Raw genomic sequence first — 21,682 nt, forward strand, 5'->3', positions numbered from 1 at the left:
AGGATAAGTAAATGTCATTGATCAGTATGCATGGTGCATGGCTGTCGTTCAGCGATGCGCCCCTTCTTGATAATGCGGAACTGCATATCGAGGATAACGAACGCGTCTGTCTGGTAGGCCGTAACGGCGCGGGCAAATCGACGCTGATGAAGATCCTGAACCGTGAACAGGGTCTTGACGATGGGCGTATTATTTATGAGCAGGATCTGGTCGTCGCGCGTCTGCAACAGGATCCGCCGCGTAACGTCGAGGGCAGCGTGTATGACTTCGTTGCCGAAGGTATTGAGGAACAGGCTGAATACCTGAAGCGGTATCATGATATTTCGCGCCTTGTCATGACCGATCCCAGCGACAGAAATCTGAATGAGATGGCGCGGGTTCAGGAAATGCTCGATCACCACAATCTGTGGCAGCTCGAAAGTCGCATTAATGAAGTGTTGGCGCAACTGGGGCTGGATCCTAACGCCGCGCTTTCGTCGCTGTCTGGTGGTTGGCTGCGTAAAGCGGCGCTGGGCCGCGCGTTGGTGAGTAATCCGCGCGTATTGCTGCTCGATGAACCGACGAACCATCTGGACATTGAAACAATCGACTGGCTGGAAGGGTTCCTGAAATCCTTCAACGGGACAATCATTTTCATTTCCCACGACCGTTCATTTATTCGCAACATGGCGACGCGTATTGTTGATCTTGACCGCGGCAAACTGGTGACCTATCCGGGGAACTACGATCAGTATCTGCTGGAGAAAGAAGAAGCGCTGCGGGTAGAAGAGTTACAAAACGCGGAGTTTGATCGCAAGCTGGCGCAGGAAGAGGTTTGGATCCGCCAGGGTATCAAAGCGCGTCGTACCCGTAACGAAGGCCGTGTGCGCGCCCTGAAAGCGATGCGTCGCGAGCGCGGGGAACGTCGCGAAGTGATGGGCACGGCGAAGATGCAGGTTGAAGAGGCGAGCCGTTCGGGCAAGATTGTCTTCGAAATGGAGAATGTGGATTATCAGGTTGATGGTAAGCAACTGGTAAAAGATTTCTCTGCACAGGTGCAGCGCAGCGACAAAATTGCGTTAATTGGCCCTAACGGTTGCGGCAAGACGACGCTGCTCAAACTGATGCTAGGCCAACTGCAGGCTGACAGTGGACGTATTCATGTTGGGACCAAGCTGGAAGTGGCTTATTTCGATCAGCACCGGGCTGAACTGGATCCGGATAAAACCGTGATGGACAATCTGGCCGAAGGTAAACAAGAGGTGATGGTCAACGGTAAACCCCGCCATGTGCTGGGCTACCTGCAGGACTTCCTGTTCCACCCGAAACGGGCGATGACGCCAGTACGCGCGCTCTCCGGTGGGGAACGAAATCGTCTGTTGCTGGCGCGTTTGTTCCTGAAACCCAGTAATCTTTTAATTCTCGATGAACCAACGAACGATCTTGACGTCGAAACGCTGGAACTGCTTGAAGAGCTGATTGACAGCTATCAGGGCACCGTACTGCTGGTGAGCCACGACCGTCAGTTTGTGGATAATACCGTTACGGAATGTTGGATCTTCGAGGGCGGTGGTAAAATTGGTCGTTATGTCGGCGGTTACCATGACGCGCGCAGCCAGCAATCGCAGCATGTGGCGTTTAAACAGCCCGTTGTGAAAAAAACAGAGGAAGCTGTTGCTCCTAAAGCAGAAATTGTCAAACGTGGCACGAGCAAACTAAGCTATAAACTGCAGCGCGAACTGGAGCAGCTCCCCGCATTGCTTGAAGAACTGGAAGCTAAGCTGGAAACATTACAAGCTCAGGTTGCTGACGCCGCTTTTTTCAGTCAGCCGCACGAGCAAACGCAACAAGTTTTAGCTAATCTGAACGAAGCGGAACAAGAACTTGAGCAAGCCTTTGAGCGCTGGGAGTATCTTGAATCTTTGAAGAATGGCGCATAATTTAAAGGAGCACATATGTGCGAACATCACCATGCCGCGAAGCATATTTTGTGTTCGCAGTGTGACATGCTGGTGGCGTTACCGCGCCTTGAGCATGGTCAGAAAGCGGCATGTCCACGATGTGGCACTACGTTAACGGTTGAGTGGGACGCGCCGAGGCAGCGTCCTACTGCCTATGTTTTAGCAGCGCTGTTCATGCTGCTTTTATCAAACCTCTTCCCTTTTGTGAATATGAACGTCGCAGGGGTAAGCAGCGAAGTGACGTTGCTGGAAATCCCCAGCGTGCTCTTCTCTGAAGATTACGCCAGCCTCGGCACGTTTTTTTTATTATTCGTCCAGTTGGTTCCCGCGTTTTGTTTACTGACTATTCTGCTGCTGGTGAACCGTGCTGAAATGCCTGGCTGGCTAAAGGCCAGGCTTGCGCGCGTCCTGTTCCAGTTGAAAAGCTGGGGGATGGCTGAAATCTTCCTCGCCGGAGTGCTGGTCAGTTTCGTTAAGCTGATGGCTTATGGTGATATCGGCGTGGGCAGCAGTTTCATCCCATGGTGCTTCTTTTGTGTACTACAGCTACGGGCGTTTCAGTGCGTTGACCGCCGTTGGCTGTGGGATGATATTGCGCCAATGCCTGTCATTAACCAGGAATTAAAGCCAGGCGTGCCCGGCATCCGGCAGGGGTTGCGTTCTTGTTCCTGCTGCACCGCGATTCTTCCCGCTGACGAACGGGTGTGCCCGCGCTGCGAGACGAAAGGCTACGTGCGTCGCAAAAACAGTCTGCAATGGACGATGGCGTTATTGTTCACGTCAATCATGCTCTATCTTCCTGCCAACATCCTGCCGATCATGATTACCGATTTGCTCGGATCCAAGTTGCCGTCAACGATTCTTGAAGGCGTGGTTTTGATTTGGAGCGAGGGCTCTTATCCGGTGGCGGCGGTTATCTTTATCGCCAGTATTATGGTGCCGACGTTGAAAATGATTGCCATTGCCTGGCTATGTTGGGATGCCAAGGGGCACGGCAAACGTGACAGTGAACGTATGCACTTGATTTATGAAGTGGTGGAATTTGTCGGTCGCTGGTCAATGATCGACGTTTTTGTGATTGCGGTACTCTCTGCGCTGGTGCGCATGGGAGGGTTAATGAACATTTATCCTGCAATGGGTGCTTTGATGTTTGCTTTAGTCGTCATTATGACAATGTTTTCTGCGATGACATTTGATCCGCGTCTGTCGTGGGACCGTGAACCAGAACCAGATCATGAGGAGTCCTGACAGCATGGAATCTAAAAGTGGGGAAGCCAAAGTGCAGAAGGTGAAAAACTGGTCGCCCGTGTGGATATTCCCGATCGTTACTGCGCTTATTGGCGCATGGGTCCTATTTTATCATTACAGCCATCAGGGGCCGGAAGTCACGCTGATTACCACCAATGCTGAAGGGATTGAAGGCGGCAAAACGACGATTAAAAGCCGCAGCGTGGATGTCGGCATCGTCGAGAGCGCGACTCTGACGGATGATTTGACCCATGTGGAGATTAAAGCTCGTCTTAACTCTGGAATGGAAAAGCTGCTGCATAAAGACTCTGTTTTTTGGGTGGTGAAGCCGCAGGTTGGTCGTGAAGGTATCAGCGGCCTGGGCACGCTATTGTCCGGGGCATATATTGAACTGCAGCCCGGCAATAAAGGGAATAAGCTGGAAAATTACCAACTACTGGATTCACCGCCGCTGGCACCGCCAGATGCGAAAGGGATCCGCGTGATACTGGACAGTAAAAAAGCCGGGCAGTTAAGCCCCGGCGATCCGGTATTGTTCCGTGGATATCGTGTGGGGTCGGTTGAGACCAGCACCTTCGATGCGCAAAAGCGTACTATCAGCTACCAGCTTTTCATTAATGCGCCTAACGATCGTCTGGTGACCAGCAATGTGCGTTTCTGGAAAGACAGTGGGATCGCCGTGGATCTTACCTCCGCAGGTATGCGTGTGGAAATGGGATCGCTCTCCACGTTGTTTGGCGGTGGCGTAAGTTTTGATGTGCCAGAAGGTTTAGAACAAGGTGAGCCGGTTGGGCAACAGTCCGCGTTTAATCTTTATGACGATCAAAAAAGTATTCAGGATTCCCTGTATACCGATCATATTGACTACCTGATGTTCTTTAAGGATTCGATTCGTGGCCTGCAGCCAGGCGCGCCACTGGAATTCCGCGGCATTCGTCTGGGGACGGTGAGTAAAGTACCTTTCTTCTCACCGAACATGCGTCAGGTATTTAACAATGATTACCGCATTCCGGTGTTGGTACGCATCGAGCCTGAGCGCCTGAAAGCACAGCTGGGCGAGGACACTGATGTTGGCGCTCATCTGGAGCAATTGCTCAAACGCGGATTACGCGCATCGCTGAAAACCGGGAATCTGGTGACCGGCGCGCTGTATGTCGATCTCGACTTCTACCCGAAAGAACCACCGATTAGTGGTGTACGAGAATTTAATGGTTATCAGATTATCCCGACGGTGAGTGGCGGTTTAGCGCAGATCCAGCAGCGCCTGATGGAAGCGCTGGATAAGATTAATAATCTGCCGTTGAACCCGATGATTGAGCAGGCGACCAATACGTTGTCAGAAAGCCAGCGTACGATGAAGCATCTGCAAACCACGCTGGATAATATGAATAAGATAACATCCAGCCAGTCAATGCAGGATCTTCCGGCGGATATGCAAAATACGTTGCGTGAACTTAATCGTAGCATGCAGGGCTTCCAGCCGGGTTCGGCAGCCTACAACAAGATGGTGGCGGATATGCAGCGTCTTGATCAGGTACTGCGCGAACTGCAACCGGTACTGAAAACGTTGAACGATAAGAGCAATGCGCTGGTATTTGAAGCGAAGGACAAAAAAGATCCAGAGCCGAAGAGGGCGAAACAATGAAAAAGTGGCTAGTGGTGATGATGGCGGTCTGGCTGACGTCATGCAGCTCCAGCGGAGAAAATAAAAGCTATTACCAGCTTCCTATCGCGCAAGGGGGCGTCCAAAGCTCCGCCAACCAGGGTAACCGGCTGCTGTGGGTTGAGCAGATTGCGGTGCCGGACTATCTGGCGGGTAATGGAGTGGTTTACCAGACCAGCGATGTGCAATATGTGATAGCGAATAATAATCTCTGGGCCAGTCCTTTAGATCAGCAATTGCGCAATACGCTGGTGACGAACCTCAGTATGCAATTACCTGGCTGGGTTGTCGCTTCGCAGCCGCTGGGAAGCACACAGGACACGCTGAACGTCACTGTAACCGGCTTCCACGGTAGGTACGATGGGAAGGTTATCGTGAGCGGAGAATGGTTACTGAATCACCAGGGGCAGTTGATCAAGCGTCCGTTCCACATCGAAGCAGTGCAGACCAGGGACGGCTACGATGAGATGGTGAAGGTTCTCGCCAACGCCTGGAGTCAGGAAGCGACGGCCATAGCTCAAGAGCTGAAACGCATCCCTTAAGCTTAAATAATTGTAAATTATGCCGCCCCTGGTTCACCGCCCGGGGCGGTTTTTTTTTATTTTTTAGCCGCGGAGATAACTGTTCTGTCTGATTTTTTTTGTACAAATGATTTCGCGGGTAGCTCACAAATATGACACTGGCGTGAATTTTGCGCATTGACGAGCCTGATGTTTAGGGGTATTCGTTTAGTGTGATTGCACACTTAGTAATCACTGTTTTCTTTTCCACCAGAACTAAAGATGAGGGAAACGAGGCATGAAGAGACAAAAACGAGATCGCCTGGAACGGGCACATCAACGTGGATATCAGGCCGGCATTGCCGGACGCTCAAAAGAAATGTGTCCCTATCAGGCGCTGAATCAGAGATCATACTGGCTGGGAGGCTGGCGAGAAGCCATGGGGGATAGGGTTTTAATGGCCTGATTCTGTCTCTTTAGATAAAAGAAACCTCCGCAGAGCGGAGGTTTCGCCTTTTTGCAGACCGGATAAGGCGCTTACGCTGTCATCCGACAACGACGCAACGCCTGATCTCTGCGATTAGAACGCGGAAGTGTCCTGGAAAAGACCCACTTTCAGATCGTTTGCGGTGTAGATCAGACGACCATCAACCAGCACTTCGCCATCAGCCAGGCCCATGATCAGGCGACGGTTAACGATGCGTTTGAAGTGAATGCGGTAAGTGACTTTCTTCGCAGTCGGCAGAACCTGACCGGTGAATTTCACTTCGCCTACGCCCAGCGCGCGGCCTTTACCTTCGCCGCCCAGCCAGCCGAGATAGAATCCAACCAGCTGCCACATGGCATCCAGACCCAGGCAGCCTGGCATCACCGGATCGCCGATGAAGTGGCATCCGAAGAACCACAGGTCCGGGTTAATATCCAGTTCAGCTTCAACATAACCTTTGTCAAAGTTGCCACCGGTTTCGGTCATCTTAATGACACGGTCCATCATCAGCATGCTTGGTGCAGGCAGTTGCGGGCCTTTTGCGCCAAACAGCTCACCGCGACCAGAGGCAAGAAGGTCTTCTTTTGTATAGGATTCGCGTTTATCTACCATGTTCTCTGTAAGCCTTATTTTATTGAAGCACGCAGGATAGCTAACACGTGTACGCTGAACAAGTCCGATCAGTTCGGAATAATCCAGTTCAGCCAACGTAGCGGCCATGGAAAACGGTGACGGCCTTCCTGTTGCGTTGCTGTCGCAATACGTTCCTGGATGGTTTGCATCAGCGTTGTCTGGCCTTCGCCATCCCACACCAGATTTAGTAATAGCGGCAATGCATCGGTTACATCGTCCACCGCCCAGATAGTGAATTTTTCTTCTTCTATGGCCTGTAGCAGGGCCGGTTGCAGGCTCAGGTGTCTGACATTAGCTGATGGAATGATAACGCCCTGAGTACCTGTCAGCTCACGCTGCTGGCAGATGGCGAAGAAACCTTCAATTTTCTCGTTAAGACCGCCGACAGGTTGCGCCCGACCAAATTGATCGACAGAACCCGTAATGGCGATGCTTTGATTCACAGGGACGTCGGCGAGGGCGCTAATCAATGCGCACAATTCCGCCATGGACGCGCTGTCACCATCAACTTCGCTGTATGATTGTTCAAAGGTCAGCGAGGCCGAGAAGGGAATTTGCTGCTCAAGCTGGAGTTCAGACATCAGGAACGCCTGCATAATCATCATCCCCTTGGCATGAATATTTCCTCCCAGCTCGGCTTTGCGCTCAATATCTGTGAATTCGCCATCGCCAATATGCACCACGCAGCTGATACGTGATGGTTCTCCAAACGCGCGAGGATGACCCGGAAACTCAATGACCGACAGGGCGTTGATCTGACCAATTCGCTCGCCTTCCGTTTCAATAAGGATTTGCTCTTGCAGGATCTCATCCTGCATACGTTCGGCCAGGAATCCTTCTCGCCATTCGCGCTGCGCCAGCATCAGGCTGAACTGTTCCGCTGTGCAGGTTTCGCTCTCGCATAGCGGGGCCACTTCTTTGAACTGTCGGATGATCCACAAGGGGTTAAGCGGCAACGTATCCTGTTCGCCGGTATAGCGCACAGCTTCGCGGATTAGAACCTGCCAGGCATCAGGCGCGGGGTAGGGCAAATTGTTGCGCGTGGCGGTATGCGTTACCCATTGACACCACTGTGTCATGGCTTCGGCATCGACTATCTGCAGGTTGTCTTCAAATTCGCTGTAGATGGCCTGCTCAGCCAGTTCTGGCTCCATGTCCTGAAAATCTGCCAGTGATTCACGCTCCCCGACTAAAATCACTTTCAGTTTAAGCGGCATAGGCGGAACGGAAACGGGCAATGGGCGAGACTCATCAAAAGCTACCCAGTCAAAGCGCTCGTGGCTGACAATGGCTTTCAGACGCATCCACAACAGCGGTTGGGCCAGCAGAGTGCGTAATGAGATAACCAACACCCCACCATTCGCCTGATGTACCAGACCTGGTTGCAGGGAAATATCGCCATTGAACTGACGCAGGCAGCCAAATAGTTGCTCGGCTTCAACCCAGTCAGCGTTGACCACCTGAGTTAGCGTCGCAAAATTGTCTTCTGCTTTTTCCGCTGTACGATAGCGGATAGTGTGACCAGAGATATCATAATGACCCCCAGTCAGGCGTCCTGCGTCCGTGTGCAGTGTATGTGCAGCAGTTGCAATAAGGTTAAGGTATTCAAGCTCTTCCGGTGCTTTTACCAGCATGAACGAGGACGTCGTCCAGTGCTGCAGAAGCTGCTCTAGCGCGAATTGTAAACGTGGCTGAGTATCACTAAGTAAGGTATCGGTGTCGTCAGTGACGTGCGGCTGTGCAAATACTTCCTGATAACTGTCGGTATCAGGAACCAGATCACGCCATGCAAGTTTCGTAATGGTCAAAGTTGATGTTTTTTAGTCTGTTGTTAAAAACGAGATTATACCGTAACCCTCATCACTACACACCTGGAAAGCACTGCGAAACGGAAGTGATGACGCGCGGCAGTTCACAGGCTGGATATTCTTTTCTTCAGTTGCTCAAAAAGCTGATATTCTGATAAGAGTTACACGGTAACATTGAGATCGCAATGAAATATCAACAACTTGAAAATCTTGAAAGCGGCTGGAAGTGGAAGTACCTGGTGAAGAAGCATCGTGAGGGGGAATTAATAACCCGTTACGTAGAGGCCAGCGCTGCCGAAGAAGCCGTTGATTTATTGCTAACCCTCGAAAATGAACCGGTTCGGGTCAATACCTGGATTGAAGAACACATGAACCCTGCGCTACTCAATCGTATGAAACAGACCATACGGGCGAGGCGCAAGCGGCATTTTAATGCTGAGCATCAGCATACACGAAAGAAATCTATCGATCTGGAATTCATGGTTTGGCAACGCTTAGCAGGCCTTGCCCAGCGGCGCGGTAAAACGCTTTCTGAAACCATTGTGCAACTGATTGAAGATGCGGAGCATAAAGAGAAGTACGCAAATAAAATGTCGACATTAAAACAGGATTTACAGGCACTGCTGGGAAAAGAGTAGTGGCAGGGTGGTTTAATGGGTGACGTAGTAGTGTGCTTTGATTAAAACACAGATGAAAAAAAACCCCGCGATGCGGGGTTTTTTTATAAGACGATAACTTAAGCCTGAGGCTGAGTTACAACGTCTTTGATACCTTTAACTTCGATCTCAACACGACGATCCGGAGCCAGGCAGTCGATCAGTGCAGCGCGAGCTTTCACGTTGTCACAGGTGTTGCCAGTAACCGGGTTAGATTCGCCCATGCCACGTGCAGAGATTTTGTCAGAAGGAATACCTTTAGAGATCAGGTAATCAACAACGGACTGAGCACGTTTCTCGGACAGACCCTGGTTGTAAGCGTCAGAACCGATGCGGTCAGTAAAGCCCAGAACCACTACGGAACCGTCTTTCGGATCCAGGTTGCTCAGCTGGCTGTACATCTGGTCCAGAGCCTGCTGGCCTTCTGGTTTCAGAGTTGCTTTGTTGAAGTTGAACAGAACGTCAGACTTCAGAGTGAAGTGCTTGGTCTGTACTTCTGGAGCCGGAGCTGGAGCAACAACTACTGGAGCTGCTTCTTCCTGCTGGCCGAAACGGTAAGAAACACCAACGCTTAACAGACCGTTATCCGGACGACCGCCAACGGTGTTCGCGTCACCGATGTTGTTGGTCCACTGGTATTCCAGACGGGTAGCGATTTCAGGAGTAATTGCATACTCTACGCCACCAGCGAATACTGGGGATACACCAGTGTCGTGGTCTTTGAAGCCGGTGTTGTTTTTAGCGTCTGCACGCCAAACCATACCACCCAGACGGGTATAAACGTCCAGATCGTCAGTGATTGGGTAACCCAGTTTAGCGGTCAGCTGAACGCCCTGAGCTTTGAAAGCGCCGTTGTTGTGAGTCTGGTCAGTGTAGCCTTTGTACGGCATACGGCCTAACCAGTCATAACCCATTTCGAAACCAACGTACGGGTTAACCTGATAACCACCGAACGCACCAGCACCCAGTTGGCTTTCGTGGGTAGGGCCGGCGTTGTTGATCTGGTTGTTGCCAATATCATGGTACTGAGACCAGCCCAGTTTAGCACCAGCGTACCAGGTGTTATCTTTCGGAGCGGCCTGCGCCACGGTAGCGAAACCAGCCAGTGCCACTGCAATTGCGATAGCTGTCTTTTTCATTTTTTGCGCCTCGTTATCATCCAAAATTCGCCATGAATATCTCCGAAGAGAGATAACACGGTTAAATCCTTCACCCGGGGACCAGTTCAATAGTTACTCTACCGATATCTGCGGCTTACGCCGAGCACCCCTGGCGATGTAAAGTCTACAACGTAGTTGAAAACTTACAAGTGTGAAGTCCGTCAGGCATATGAAAAAAAAAGGCTTGTATACATAATATTTAACATTTATTGATGTCTAAATGCACTGGAGATTTCCTGAAAACCGCTTGAGACAGGCGTTCGCACGAAAAACGCGTTAAAGCTCAAAGGCAAATTGAAGCATGAAAAAAAATTCCAGGATAAATCCTAATTTTACTCAATGATACAAATTCGAGTGAATTTTTAGCCCGGAATGCTGTCTCCCCGCAAGTGACTGTGCGCGAACAGGACGCATGATAAATCCCATAGCATTTCCTTCTTCAGCCGCTTTAACCAGTTCAGCGTGTTCGTCTTCCGTTAACTCTTCTCCCAGCCAGCCGATAACGACGCTGTAATTACCTGTGCGCAGCGCACGGATCATCGATTCCAGCGTATTGCAGGGGGAGAGTTGGCGAATCTGCATCACTTTTGTCAATGGAAGCCCGGCCGACTGTACCCACTCCCGACTTAATTTTTGCTGAGGCGTCAGCCACAGCTGCCAGCGTGATTGCTGCCCTAACTGCTGCAGCAGGGGAAGCAGCAGTAGTTGCGTCATCATGGGCTGGTCCTCGCGATAGACCACTTCACTGATAAGCCCAGCGGTTGCGTTCTCTGATGAAACGCGCGCAATGTTGCTTGATGTGGAAGAGAACGACGAAGAACGATTTGCATAGCCTGAAGTGTACATAATCAATCCAGCCCTGTGAGTTACTGTATGGATATACAGTAACCCTGCTATCAACAAAGATCAACCTTATTTTCGGAAACAGGTTCGCAATTTTTAGTCGTAGTTAGGGGAAAAATAAAATTCATCTTGCCCCGTGCGAATAAGTTGCCTATTTTCGTCATTAACGGATCTGTTATTGAAAATCATTTGCTTACGTTATGATTTAAAAGGATTTTTATGAAAGAACTTTCTTATGCAAAGATCTATAAATCACAAGAATATCTGGCGTCTCTGGGAACAATTCACTATCGCTCATTATTTGGCAGCTACAGTTTGACGGTTGGGGATACGGTCTTTGCTATGGTCGCCAGCGGTGAGTTATATCTTCGGGCCTGCGAACAGAGCGTACAGTACTGTGCAAAAAATTCGCCTGTCTGGCTGACATTTATAAAGCGCGGGCGTCCGGTGGTACTCAACTACTATCAGGTGAATGATGCGCTGTGGCAAAACCAGCAGCAGTTGGTGTCGTTATCGCGGTACTCATTGGATGCTGCTGTTAAGGAAAAACAGAGTCGCTTTGCTCAACATCGTCTGCGGGAACTACCAAATATGACGTTTCATCTGGAGACCCTGCTAAATGAAGCAGGAATTAAAGATGAGGGAACATTGCGAACGTTGGGCGCCCAAATGTGCTGGCTGAAACTGCGGCAAAATAATCCAGCCCTGACGGTAAAAATACTTTATGCCCTTGAAGGCGCGGTCGGTGGCGTGCATGAAGCTGCGCTCCCGGCGGTCCGTCGCCAGGAGCTGGTGGAGTGGGTCAGTTCCCTTACGCCGAAGCCGGGGTATTAGAAGGCAGCACGGCAATTTGCTGTTGTAATCGCCGGATTTCCGGTAGCAGGGCGATCAATAGCCCAACCTGCTGTATAACAAGCGGTTCTTTACTATCCGGACGTGGCTCAAGATGCTGAATTCGATGCTTCAGCCCCTCCAGCGCCTGGTAGACGCGCTGTTCGTCTGCGGGTTGATAGTGAAGCGCGTCATCAACATAGCAGACGGCATCATCCAGTAATGCCAGAACTTCCGGGTTGGTTAACTGTTCGCGGTGTGCGCCAAGGGCGGAAATGTAACTGGTAAACGTATGATTGAGGCACAGCAAGCGAAATGCTGTTTCTCGCGTTTGGGCCGTGACATCCGGTTCACTCGACATGTTCGACACCACGGAGGCAAGCTCTGCATCACGATTGTGCGCGTCACGACGGGCGATACGGTATGCCATACGATTATCACGACCCTGATGATATTGTTCGAGAATAGCATCGAGGTAACGACAGTTTGCGTCAGTGGCCCGCTCAATGACACGCGGCAGGTTACGAAAACGCCAGTCAGGCCAGATGAAACTCACGGCAGCCCATGCGATGGCACACCCTATCAGCGTATCGATAACGCGCGGCAGCGCAACTTCGAAACCTTCACCGAGCAGATTAAAGCACAGCAGTACCAGCAGCGTGATAAACATCGTGGCGTGCGCATACTGGACGTTGCGAAAGGCAAAAAACAGTACGCCAGTGATCACCAAAAGTATTAACTGACCTTCCAGAGAGGGAACGAACCACAGGATAGGTAAACCAATGGCGATTCCTACCAATGTACCGATAATCCTTAGCGCCAGGCGATGTCGGGTGGCGTTGTAGTTTGGCTGACAGACAAACAGACTGGTCAGCAGGATCCAGTATCCGTGGTTCATCCCGGTAATCTGGATGATGGCATAGCCGACACAAAGCACCAGCGACATGCGTACTGCATGGCGAAACAGGGCTGACTCAGGCGTAAAATTACGGCTCAGACGTAACCAGATATCGCTGAACCCATGGGGACTGTCATCGGCAAGCTGATTTTCAGACTCATTACGCGAGAGTACCTGAGCCTGTTCTGACTCGATGGTGGCCAGTTGGGCGTCGATAGCTCGCAGGTTTGAGAGTAAAAATCCCAGCGTGTTGAGCAGGTCTGCAGGCGCACCGCTCGCACGCATACGCTCCAGGGCGGCATCTATATGCGTGAAGACGCGCTCAAAGTGCGGATCGTGCTGGTAAGGCGTGCGTAATAAAATACAGCGGGACAACTGGGTGCAGGCTTGCCCCTGCATCGACATCAAGCGCTGGAAGCGAAACATCACGTCGCTGTGACGGAAATGGTCGCGTAGCGTTTGATACTGAATATGGGAGGAGCTGGCGCGTTCGTGAATATCCTGCGCTACAAAATAGTAATGTAGCGTGCGACGCGTTCCGCGCTGACCGCGGTCGCCGCGCAGGCGAGTCAGTAACGATACCTTTGTCTGGTTTAGCGTCGCCATCAATTGCCCATTAGCGAGGGCCAAATCATACAACGGCGCCTGGCTTTCATCTTCAATGTCGGGATCAAAAAGGCGTGATTTCAGCTCCAGGTAGTGCGCTAACTGTTCGTAGCTACGCGCCAGATTGTCCTGCAGTGGGCGGATGGGGAACAGAAGATGTCCGGTCAGCGTCAGAAGGTTGTACCAGATAGCGCCAGCGAGCAACAGGATCGGCTGCTGATACCACTGATCGTAAAGCGACGTTCCCAGCATGGTATAAATGGCAATCAACAACGCCCCAAAGGCGATGGTTGCATAGCGCTGGCCCAAGCCCCCCAGCAGAATGAAGCCGCTGGTGGAAAGCGTTAACCCAATGGCAAACAGCCATGGCCATGGGAAGAGCAGTTCTACGGAAGCCGAGGCAATAAAAAAGCAGATCAACGTAATGATCAAATTGCGCAGTCGGCCAGCGAGGCGATCGTCCAGATCGGTCAGCGCGGCAGCGACCATACCCAGCGTGAGCGGGATGGTCAGCTTAACATCGCCCAGCCACCAGGGTAGCGCTGTTGTGCCACAAAGCGCGATAAAAATTCTGACGTAGTACAGCCAGGTGCTGTTCCAGGTATAGCGTTTAAGCAGCGGACTTAACATAAAGGCCATCAGTCCTGATTATTCAAAGCGACGGCGCGCATTGGCTTCACGCGCAGCGCGGGCAACTTCGACTGAAACCACCCGACGCCCCACCGGCCAGAGCGCAATAGCGGCAATTTTAAAGTTCGCAATGCCCACCGGAATACCAATAATCGAAATGCACTGGGCAATGCCGGAGACAATGTGCATCAGGCACAGCCACCAACCGAAGAAAATCAGCCAGAAAATATTGAGCAATGTGCCACCGGTATTAAGAAGCACATTTTTCCCTGCCGGATTAAGTTCATCGACATGAATCGCTTCGTTGCCATAGGGAAATAGCGAGAGTCGGGTTATTTCCCAGCATGACCGGGTCAAGGGTAAAGTAAAAATAAGCACAATACTGACCAGCGTAGCCAATAACCAGGCTAAGGTGGTGGCGAACCCACCTAGCACAAAATTTAAAATATTCAGAACAGTACGCATAAACCCTCGATTAACTCTGGTTTTCTGTGAATTCGGCAATTGTAACGTTTTTTTGGGCTGGAGCACGTTTTCTCTGGCGGTTACACTGATATGCAAACCTCTTCGTGTGGATCCGCTTGAGTCTTATGGAACTGAAAGCAACTTCTCTTGGAAAACGTCTGGCGCAACACCCTTACGATCGGGCCGTTATTCTCAATGCCGGGATTAAAGTTTCCGGCGATCGTCACGAGTATCTTATTCCCTTCAACCAGTTATTGGCTATTCATTGCAAACGCGGCCTGGTGTGGGGAGAGCTGGAGTTCGTGCTTCCGGATGATAAGGTGGTACGGCTTCACGGCACAGAATGGGCGGAAACCCAACGCTTCCATCACCATTTAAATACGCTCTGGCAGCAGTGGAGCCAGGAAATGAGTGAGGTGGCTGCTGGAGTGTTACAGCAACAACTGGATGCGATTGCGGCCCGGACAAGTGAAAATAAATGGCTGACACGTAGCCAAACCTCAGGATTGCAACAGCAGATCCTCCGTGCCTTTGCGGCGTTGCCGCTACCGCTGAAGCGGCTGGAAGAATTTGAAAATTGTCGTGAAGCGTTACGCCAATGCCAGGCATGGTTGCAGGATATTGAGGCCTGTCGTTTACAGCACAATCAGGCCTATACCGATGCAATGCTGGCAGAGCATGCCGAGTTTTTCCAGCACATTGAATCTTCGCCGCTGAACCCTGCCCAGGCGCGCGCGGTGGTGAATGGTGAGCAAGCCTTATTGGTACTTGCCGGGGCGGGAAGCGGCAAAACATCGGTTCTGGTTGCCCGTGCGGGCTGGCTGTTGGCGCGAGGCGAGGCGGCGGCAGAACAAATTCTGTTGCTGGCGTTCGGTCGTAAAGCGGCTCAGGAGATGGATGACCGCATCCGTGAACGTCTGCATACGGATGAGGTCACCGCGCGGACGTTTCATTCACTGGCGCTGCATATCATTTCGCAGGGCAGCAAAAAAGTCCCGACAGTTAGCAAGCTGGAAAATGACGCCGTTGCGCGCAGCAAACTCTTCATTACTACCTGGCGTCAGCAGTGCAGCGAGAAAAAAGCGCAGGCCAAAGGTTGGCGACAATGGTTAGAAGAAGAGATGCAGTGGCCCGTACCCGAAGGTAACTTCTGGGACGACGAAAAGTTACAGCGGCGTTTGGCCTCCCGGCTCGATCGCTGGGTTAGCCTGATGCGTATGCATGGCGGAGCGCAGGCGGAGATGATTGCCAATGCTCCGGAGGAGATCCGCGACCTGTTCAGTAAACGCATAAAGCTCATGGCGCCCCTGCTCAAAGCCTGGAAGAGCGCCCTGAAGGACGAGAATGCCGTCGATTTTTCCGGGTTAATCCATCAGGCCATTGTTATTCTGGAAAAAGGGCGGTTTATCAGTCCCTGGAAGCATATTCTGGTCGATGAATTTCAGGATATTTCTCCTCAGCGTGCCGCCTTGTTGGCCGCGCTACGCAAGCAAAACTCGCAGACTACGCTGTTTGCCGTAGGCGATGACTGGCAGGCCATTTACCGGTTTAGCGGGGCGCAACTTTCGCTGACCACGGCATTCCAGCAAAACTTTGGCGAGGGCGATCGCTGTAATCTGGATACGACTTACCGTTTCAATAGCCGTATTGGTGAAGTCGCAAATCAGTTTATTCAGCAGAATCCCCATCAGCTTACGAAACCGCTCAACAGCCTGATGACAGGGGATAAAAAAGCCGTCACCTTGCTTGATGAAAACCAGTTGGATCTGTTGCTGGATAAACTGTCGGGTTTTGTGAAAACAGAAGAGAGAATTCTGGTCCTGGCGCGATACCATCATCTGAAACCGGCCAGTCTGGAGAAAGCGGCTACCCGCTGGCCTAAGCTACAGCTGGATTTTATGACTATCCATGCCAGTAAAGGACAGCAAGCGGACTACGTTATTGTCGTCGGTCTTCATGAGGGTAATGATGGCTTTCCTGCGCCAGCCCGCGAGTCGATTATGGAAGAGGCGCTGCTCCCGGCGGTTGAAGATTTTCCGGATGCCGAAGAGCGAAGGTTGCTGTATGTGGCACTAACGCGCGCACGTCACCGGGTGTGGTTGCTGTTCAATAAAGAAACACCATCGTGTTTTGTTGATGAGCTTAAGCGACTGGATGTCTCGGTGACGAGGAAACCCTGAAACGCAGGCGGTAGTTGCCGCCTGCCTGGGCATTATTTGAGGCGTTCTGCCAGATAACGGGCGTAATCCGGGATCAGTATGTCCGTCTCATCGTTGAAGTTTGGCGACTGGATAATAAAATCTGCCGTCGACACGTTGGTGGCGACCGGAATGTTCCAGACTGTGGCAAGGCGCAGCAGGGCTTTGACATCAGGATCGTGGGGAACGGCGTTGAGCGGATCCCAGAAGAAGATCAGCACATCTATTTTCCCTTCTGAAATCAGCGCGCCCACCTGCTGATCACCCCCCATTGGACCGCTCAGCATTGCGTTGACGTCCATTCCTGTCGCGCGTTGAATTAAGTTTCCTGTTGTTCCCGTGGCATACAGAACGTGTTTTTCCAGTAACGGCTGGTGGCGTTCCACCCAGCTCATCAACATATTTTTACAGTGATCGTGTGCCACCAGCGCAATATGCTTACGCGCTGGCAATGTGCGAGTCGTTAATTCCATAGTACAGCTCCCAAGTTAACCTTGTTACAGAGTACTGGAAGCACTTGACGCTGCAAGAGAAAGACAAAAAAAATGCGTCTGTGAACATAAATGTCATGAAGAAGGCTGTTTCTGGGCCCATTGCAGAAAGTTACTTCGCGTTTGGGCGTCGGCCTGCTCAAACCAAAATTTTAATCGTTGCTCGGTCAGCGTTTGCGACTGAGGCGGCACCCGATCCAGTTCAGATACCCCAGAAAGCAGCGAGCTGTCGTCGGCCATCATGGTGGCGAATTGTGGCAATGACGCATGTTTAGCCGCTTTGTTATAGCGCTCAGTTTCCATTTCATAATCCACGATTTTCGCCGTGGAGGTGATTGACAGAATATCCAGCTTAACGGGGATGGGCATGGCGTCCCCATCCAGCAGTTCCACACGCGGTGCATCATCGAAATGTGATGCGTCCCGCTCATTGTTCAGACGCGGAAGGTGAAAATTAACCTGGCTGACGAGCTGGGTATCAAAGCTGATAACCAGCGGAGGGGAAATATACAGACGTTCTTCGTGGCTGGACAGGCGAAGGGTTTTTTCTACGCGAAATACAAGCTGGTGCCGACCATTTTCCAGCTCAATACTGTCGGCGCCACGCAGTAATGAGCTGGAGACTTTTTTTCCATCCAGCACCAGAAGATCAATTTCACTCGACAGACGCAAAGAGGTGGCAAAAACAGTTACCGGCAAACACAGAGCAATCAAGGCTGTCATAATGCCGGCTTTCATAGGTTTCTCCTGTCCAGAAAATATCTGCATCAGATGTATCTAATTTTTTCACTGGTCACGTTTACTAACATATAGACATATTTTTGAGTTTAGCTCTCATGCGCCAGTATGGGATGAATGGTTGCAAGGCCAGGTTTGTCGTACACTTTGTTAAACAGCCTGGAGGAAGACGATGAAAGAGACCGATATTGCTGGCATTTTGACATCTACCCGAACGATTGCACTGGTTGGTGCAAGCGATAAGCCCGATCGTCCAAGCTATCGGGTAATGAAGTATTTACTCGATCAGGGCTATCACGTTATCCCCGTTTCGCCAAAAGTTGCCGGGAAAACGCTGTTGGGGCAGCAGGGGTACGCGACGCTGGCGGATGTGCCGGAGAAAGTGGATATGGTGGATGTCTTTCGTAATTCTGAAGCGGCGTGGGGCGTTGCTCAGGAGGCTATCGCCATCGGTGCGAAGACCTTATGGATGCAGCTTGGCGTAATTAACGAGCAGGCAGCCGTACTGGCACGTGACGCGGGGCTGGCGGTGGTCATGGATCGCTGTCCGGCGATTGAGATCCCGCGGCTGGGACTGGCGAAGTAAGGTTGTGTTGTTGCCTTAGGCACGTTGCTCATCCGGCCCGTGTTGCTGGCCGGATGAGCAACATAAACCCGATAAGCGAATTGCCATCGGGCTTGTGTTCGCATCAATTACGCAGACGCGGAGCCTGAAGCTGTTTACGGATTGTTCGCGCCAGTTCATCCATCGACGGTTGCTCCGGATGTTCTTCCTGTAGCTCGCCACTCAGCTGTGCTTCGGCCAGATACGTATGCACCGGCAGACCATTATCGTCTTCCATCACCACGTGATACCAGGGAGCGGCGCGAAGTTCGTCGTTAACCGCCAGCTCATCGGCTGACGGTTCATCAAGCGAATATTCCGGGTCGATATCCACGACCACTCCGAGGTAACCTAACAGGGAATGGCGGACCTGCTGGCCGATACCGAATTTGCTGGCAATCATAGTCACCTCCCGGGAAATAGATACCCTCTATGTAAGGGTAATATTCCACTTTTCAAGTTACATGATGCGACAGGCAAACCCTTTCAGATACAGCCCTTCCGGGTAGGTAGCGATCACCGGGTGATCGGCGGCCTGACGGAACTGCTCTATAAATTGTACATCACGACCAGCATCTATTGCGGCATCAGCGATGATTTTCTGAAATAAATCGGTGGTCATCAGTCCGGAGCAGGAGAATGTCAGCAATACGCCGCCGGGGTTGAGCAACTGAATAGCCAGCATATTGATGTCCTTATAGCCGCGACAGGCGCCCATTAACTGGCTTTTGTTTTCGACGAACTTCGGCGGATCCATCACAATGACATCAAATTTCTCACCGCGATCGCGATAAGCGCGCAGCAGTTTGAATACGTCATCACGCACAAATTCGGCTTTGCTCAGATCCAGCTTGTTCAGTTCTACGTTCTGGCGGGCAATATCAAGCGCTTCCTGAGAGGTATCGACGCTGACCACCTGACGGCATCCGCCCATTAATGCCGAGACCGCAAAGCCGCCGGTATAAGAGAAACAGTTCAGAACCCGTTGATTTTCTACATAACGGCGCGTGGCCAGACGGCTGTCGCGTTGATCAAGGTAATAACCGGTTTTGTGACCGTGCTGAATATCAACCAGCAGCTTCATCCCGTGCTCTTCGATAGGCAGCAGGGCTGGCGGCAATTCGCCCGTTACTGGCCCTTGGGTCAGCTCCATACCTTCTTTTTTACGCACGGCCACGTCGCTACGGTCATAAATAGCGCAGTCCGGGAACACAATTTGCAGGGCGCTAATCAGCGCGGCGCGTTGAAATTCAGCACCGGCGCTGAGCAGTTGCAATACCAGAAAGTTGGCAAAGCGGTCAATGGTGATGCCCGGCAGACCATCGGACTCTCCTGCGATCAGACGATAGCTGTTCAGCCCGTCTTTTTTCGCCAGCCAGTCGCGCCATGTTTGCGCCTGTTGCAGACGACGGGTGAAGAAATCAATATCGATGGATTCAGACTTGTCGAATGTCCAGACGCGGGCACGGATCTGCGACGCAGGTGAGTACGCGCCGCGTGCTAGCCATTTACCCTGATGGTCAACAATATCGATGGTTTCACCGAGGTTGGCTTTACCTTCCATACGTGCGACAGCACCGGAAAATACCCACGGATGGCGGCGAAGTAATGATTTATCGCGCCCTTTGGCTAACACTAAACGAGGATAATGTGGAATTGTAGATTCAGTCATGCGGAGCAACCTCTCACAAACAGTGACGCGGGCTGGAGTAAAGTACCAACCTGAAACCATTAAAATAAAATGGCGCGTAGAGTAGCACAGATGATGAGGTCAATCATCAGCGTATGGCGCTGGGCGTTTCGGCACAAAACGCTATCACAGAGGCACAGTTTCTTTTATACCCACCGTTTACATTGCTATTTCTTAATCAGAAAAAGGAAATGTAATGAAAGCTGTCTACTCTCTGGCTACCGCCGCTATTGTCGCGTTGAGTTTTGATGCCTCTGCCGCCTCGACATTTCGCCTCACCAGCGCCGATATACCCGCTAACCTGCAATTAACGCAAAAACAAGTGTTTAAGGGGTTTGGCTGCAGTGGCGACAATATTTCCCCGCAGCTGAGCTGGCAAAATCCGCCAGTTGATGCCAAAAGCTTTGCCATTACGCTGTTTGATCCTGATGCGCCAACGGGAAGCGGCTGGTGGCACTGGACCATCGTAAATATTCCGGCTCAGGTCCACACGCTTCCTGGCGGAGCCAGCATGGATAAGTTACCCGCTGGAGCAGTTCAGGGACGCAATGATTTCGGTTATGCTGGATTCGGCGGCGCCTGTCCACCACCGGGCGATAAACCTCATCGCTATCAGTTTACCGTGTGGGCGTTAAATACCGACGCGTTGCCAATTGACAGTAACGCCAGCGGTGCGCTGGTCGGTTTTATGCTGAACAGCCACGTGATCGCCAAAGCGGAATTAACCGCCACTTACGCAAGAAAATAAAGAGGATAAACTGGTGCAGGATGTCCATTTTCGCCATAACAACCTTACCACCGCCGAGGTGCGTTCCGGCCATCTGCACCGCCTGCACCAGGTTAAACTGTTTTCTGCTGCTATTTGCCATATTACGCAGGGAAGTAAGGTCATTATTCAGGATGACAATCGTCTGGTTGCAGGGCCGGGTGAGCTGATTATCATCCCGGCGAATACGCCTCTGGAGATTATTAATCAGCCGGAGCAGGGAGTATTTCGTTCGGATTTGCTGTTGCTGTCGGCGAGCATCATTAGCACGTTTAAAAATAACTGGGTCAAGGATTTCCCTCCGGCAAAATTGACGTCGCTATGCACGCCCATGAGTAACGGACTGGCATTTATGTGGGAAAGCCTGCTGGACGCTGTACGCCAGGACTTACCTGCAAAATTGCAGGAGCATCAGGCGATGGGATTATTGCTGGCGCTACTGCATGATGGTGTGGCGGGGCCTCTGCTTATCGAGCGACGGTTTAATCTGACTGAACAGGTGCGACAACTTATTATGTTATCCCCTGCTAAGCTATGGACAGCTCAGGAGATTGCCGGTCACTTGTCCATCGGTACTTCAACATTACGCCGACGATTACAGATGGAATCGCAGAGTTACCGGCAGATAGTCGAAGAGGTGCGCATGTCCTGCGCGCTCTCTCAACTACAATCGACCACGCTGCCGATTGGCGAAATTGCGTTACGCTGTGGCTATCTGTCAGGCTCACGATTTACCGCAAGATTCCGCCAGCATTACGGATGCCTGCCGAAACAGGTGCGCTAAGGCCTTGTAACTGTTCCTTCATTTATGTTGATTAGGAGAACCG

At 51.5% G+C, this 21,682-nt stretch carries 21 protein-coding genes; 11 read left to right on the plus strand and 10 right to left on the minus strand.

Annotated elements, in window-relative coordinates:
- Nucleotides 1-11 precede the first annotated feature (11 nt).
- The 5 genes from OOJ59_RS03815 to rmf all read left to right on the plus strand — a co-directional run bounded on the left by OOJ59_RS03815 (nt 12) and on the right by rmf (nt 5,817).
- Nucleotides 12-1,919 (plus strand): ABC transporter ATP-binding protein, encoded by a 1,908-nt coding sequence (locus tag OOJ59_RS03815; RefSeq protein WP_121528844.1) that lies wholly within the window; start codon nt 12-14, stop codon nt 1,917-1,919.
- A 15-nt stretch (nt 1,920-1,934) separates the two neighbouring features.
- Nucleotides 1,935-3,188 (plus strand): membrane integrity-associated transporter subunit PqiA, encoded by a 1,254-nt coding sequence (gene pqiA, locus OOJ59_RS03820; RefSeq protein ID WP_038639412.1) that lies wholly within the window; start codon nt 1,935-1,937, stop codon nt 3,186-3,188.
- 4 nt (nt 3,189-3,192) lie between these two features.
- Complete coding sequence (gene pqiB / locus OOJ59_RS03825; protein ID WP_038639416.1) at nt 3,193-4,833, plus strand: intermembrane transport protein PqiB; 1,641 nt, start codon at nt 3,193-3,195, stop codon at nt 4,831-4,833.
- Entirely contained in the window at nt 4,830-5,393 is a 564-nt protein-coding gene (pqiC, locus tag OOJ59_RS03830; RefSeq protein WP_087857546.1) for a membrane integrity-associated transporter subunit PqiC, read from the plus strand. Before pqiB ends, pqiC begins: the two co-directional genes overlap by 4 nt.
- 256 nt (nt 5,394-5,649) lie before the next feature.
- A complete protein-coding gene (gene rmf / locus OOJ59_RS03835; protein WP_071888121.1) occupies nt 5,650-5,817 on the plus strand; it encodes a ribosome modulation factor in 168 nt (55 codons plus the stop codon).
- Nucleotides 5,818-5,931: 114 nt separating this feature from the next.
- On the opposite strand, the gene fabA is transcribed toward rmf, so the two are convergent.
- Both fabA and OOJ59_RS03845 read right to left on the minus strand, forming a co-directional pair.
- Complete coding sequence (gene fabA / locus OOJ59_RS03840; RefSeq protein ID WP_003035875.1) at nt 5,932-6,450, minus strand: bifunctional 3-hydroxydecanoyl-ACP dehydratase/trans-2-decenoyl-ACP isomerase; 519 nt, start codon at nt 6,448-6,450, stop codon at nt 5,932-5,934.
- Between the two features lie 68 nt (nt 6,451-6,518).
- Nucleotides 6,519-8,279: an AAA family ATPase gene (locus tag OOJ59_RS03845; RefSeq protein WP_160955637.1), complete on the minus strand. Its 1,761-nt coding sequence runs from the start codon at nt 8,277-8,279 to the stop codon at nt 6,519-6,521.
- A gap of 185 nt (nt 8,280-8,464) precedes the next feature.
- On the opposite strand from OOJ59_RS03845, the gene matP reads away from it, so the two are divergent.
- The gene (gene matP / locus OOJ59_RS03850; RefSeq protein WP_160955638.1) at nt 8,465-8,917 is read left to right on the plus strand and encodes a macrodomain Ter protein MatP; all 453 of its coding nucleotides are present in this window, start codon (nt 8,465-8,467) and stop codon (nt 8,915-8,917) included.
- 98 nt (nt 8,918-9,015) lie between these two features.
- Here matP and ompA read toward each other — a convergent pair whose 3' ends face one another.
- Nucleotides 9,016-10,074 (minus strand): porin OmpA, encoded by a 1,059-nt coding sequence (gene ompA, locus OOJ59_RS03855; RefSeq protein ID WP_038639429.1) that lies wholly within the window; start codon nt 10,072-10,074, stop codon nt 9,016-9,018.
- Between the two features lie 357 nt (nt 10,075-10,431).
- Entirely contained in the window at nt 10,432-10,941 is a 510-nt protein-coding gene (sulA, locus tag OOJ59_RS03860) for an SOS-induced cell division inhibitor SulA (RefSeq protein WP_038639432.1), read from the minus strand.
- Nucleotides 10,942-11,157: 216 nt separating this feature from the next.
- Between sulA and OOJ59_RS03865 the strand changes: the two genes are divergently transcribed.
- Entirely contained in the window at nt 11,158-11,772 is a 615-nt protein-coding gene (locus tag OOJ59_RS03865) for a TfoX/Sxy family DNA transformation protein (protein WP_042314181.1), read from the plus strand.
- On the opposite strand, the gene yccS is transcribed toward OOJ59_RS03865, so the two are convergent.
- Both yccS and OOJ59_RS03875 read right to left on the minus strand, forming a co-directional pair.
- Nucleotides 11,750-13,903, minus strand: coding sequence for a YccS family putative transporter (yccS, locus tag OOJ59_RS03870; RefSeq protein ID WP_160955639.1), 2,154 nt, complete (start codon nt 13,901-13,903; stop codon nt 11,750-11,752). The genes OOJ59_RS03865 and yccS overlap by 23 nt on opposite strands.
- An 18-nt stretch (nt 13,904-13,921) precedes the next feature.
- Nucleotides 13,922-14,368 (minus strand): YccF domain-containing protein, encoded by a 447-nt coding sequence (locus OOJ59_RS03875; protein WP_038639436.1) that lies wholly within the window; start codon nt 14,366-14,368, stop codon nt 13,922-13,924.
- Between the two features lie 125 nt (nt 14,369-14,493).
- On the opposite strand from OOJ59_RS03875, the gene helD reads away from it, so the two are divergent.
- On the plus strand, nt 14,494-16,548 hold the full coding sequence (gene helD / locus OOJ59_RS03880) for a DNA helicase IV (protein ID WP_150344870.1): 2,055 nt from the start codon (nt 14,494-14,496) through the stop codon (nt 16,546-16,548).
- A gap of 32 nt (nt 16,549-16,580) precedes the next feature.
- Here the strand turns inward: helD and mgsA are convergent, their stop codons facing one another.
- Together mgsA and csgI are read right to left on the minus strand one after the other, a co-directional pair.
- Entirely contained in the window at nt 16,581-17,039 is a 459-nt protein-coding gene (gene mgsA, locus OOJ59_RS03885) for a methylglyoxal synthase (protein ID WP_038639442.1), read from the minus strand.
- A 93-nt stretch (nt 17,040-17,132) separates the two neighbouring features.
- Nucleotides 17,133-17,795 (minus strand): curli synthesis inhibitor, encoded by a 663-nt coding sequence (gene csgI / locus OOJ59_RS03890; protein ID WP_038639445.1) that lies wholly within the window; start codon nt 17,793-17,795, stop codon nt 17,133-17,135.
- Nucleotides 17,796-17,967: 172 nt separating this feature from the next.
- Here csgI and OOJ59_RS03895 point away from each other — a divergent pair, with 172 nt between their 5' ends.
- A complete protein-coding gene (locus tag OOJ59_RS03895; protein ID WP_006685217.1) occupies nt 17,968-18,381 on the plus strand; it encodes a CoA-binding protein in 414 nt (137 codons plus the stop codon).
- 103 nt (nt 18,382-18,484) lie between these two features.
- Here OOJ59_RS03895 and hspQ read toward each other — a convergent pair whose 3' ends face one another.
- Together hspQ and rlmI are read right to left on the minus strand one after the other, a co-directional pair.
- Nucleotides 18,485-18,802: a heat shock protein HspQ gene (gene hspQ / locus OOJ59_RS03900; RefSeq protein WP_038639447.1), complete on the minus strand. Its 318-nt coding sequence runs from the start codon at nt 18,800-18,802 to the stop codon at nt 18,485-18,487.
- Nucleotides 18,803-18,859: 57 nt separating this feature from the next.
- Nucleotides 18,860-20,071, minus strand: a complete 1,212-nt coding sequence (gene rlmI, locus OOJ59_RS03905) for a 23S rRNA (cytosine(1962)-C(5))-methyltransferase RlmI (protein WP_150344872.1) — start codon at nt 20,069-20,071, stop codon at nt 18,860-18,862.
- 214 nt (nt 20,072-20,285) lie between these two features.
- On the opposite strand from rlmI, the gene OOJ59_RS03910 reads away from it, so the two are divergent.
- Together OOJ59_RS03910 and OOJ59_RS03915 are read left to right on the plus strand one after the other, a co-directional pair.
- The gene (locus OOJ59_RS03910) at nt 20,286-20,837 is read left to right on the plus strand and encodes a YbhB/YbcL family Raf kinase inhibitor-like protein (protein WP_160955640.1); all 552 of its coding nucleotides are present in this window, start codon (nt 20,286-20,288) and stop codon (nt 20,835-20,837) included.
- A 13-nt stretch (nt 20,838-20,850) separates the two neighbouring features.
- On the plus strand, nt 20,851-21,639 hold the full coding sequence (locus tag OOJ59_RS03915; RefSeq protein WP_160955641.1) for an AraC family transcriptional regulator: 789 nt from the start codon (nt 20,851-20,853) through the stop codon (nt 21,637-21,639).
- The last annotated feature ends 43 nt before the right edge of the window (nt 21,640-21,682 follow it).

The organism is Citrobacter sp. W9, assembly GCF_026719375.1.
GTDB classification, from domain to species: Bacteria; Pseudomonadota; Gammaproteobacteria; order Enterobacterales; family Enterobacteriaceae; genus Citrobacter; species Citrobacter werkmanii.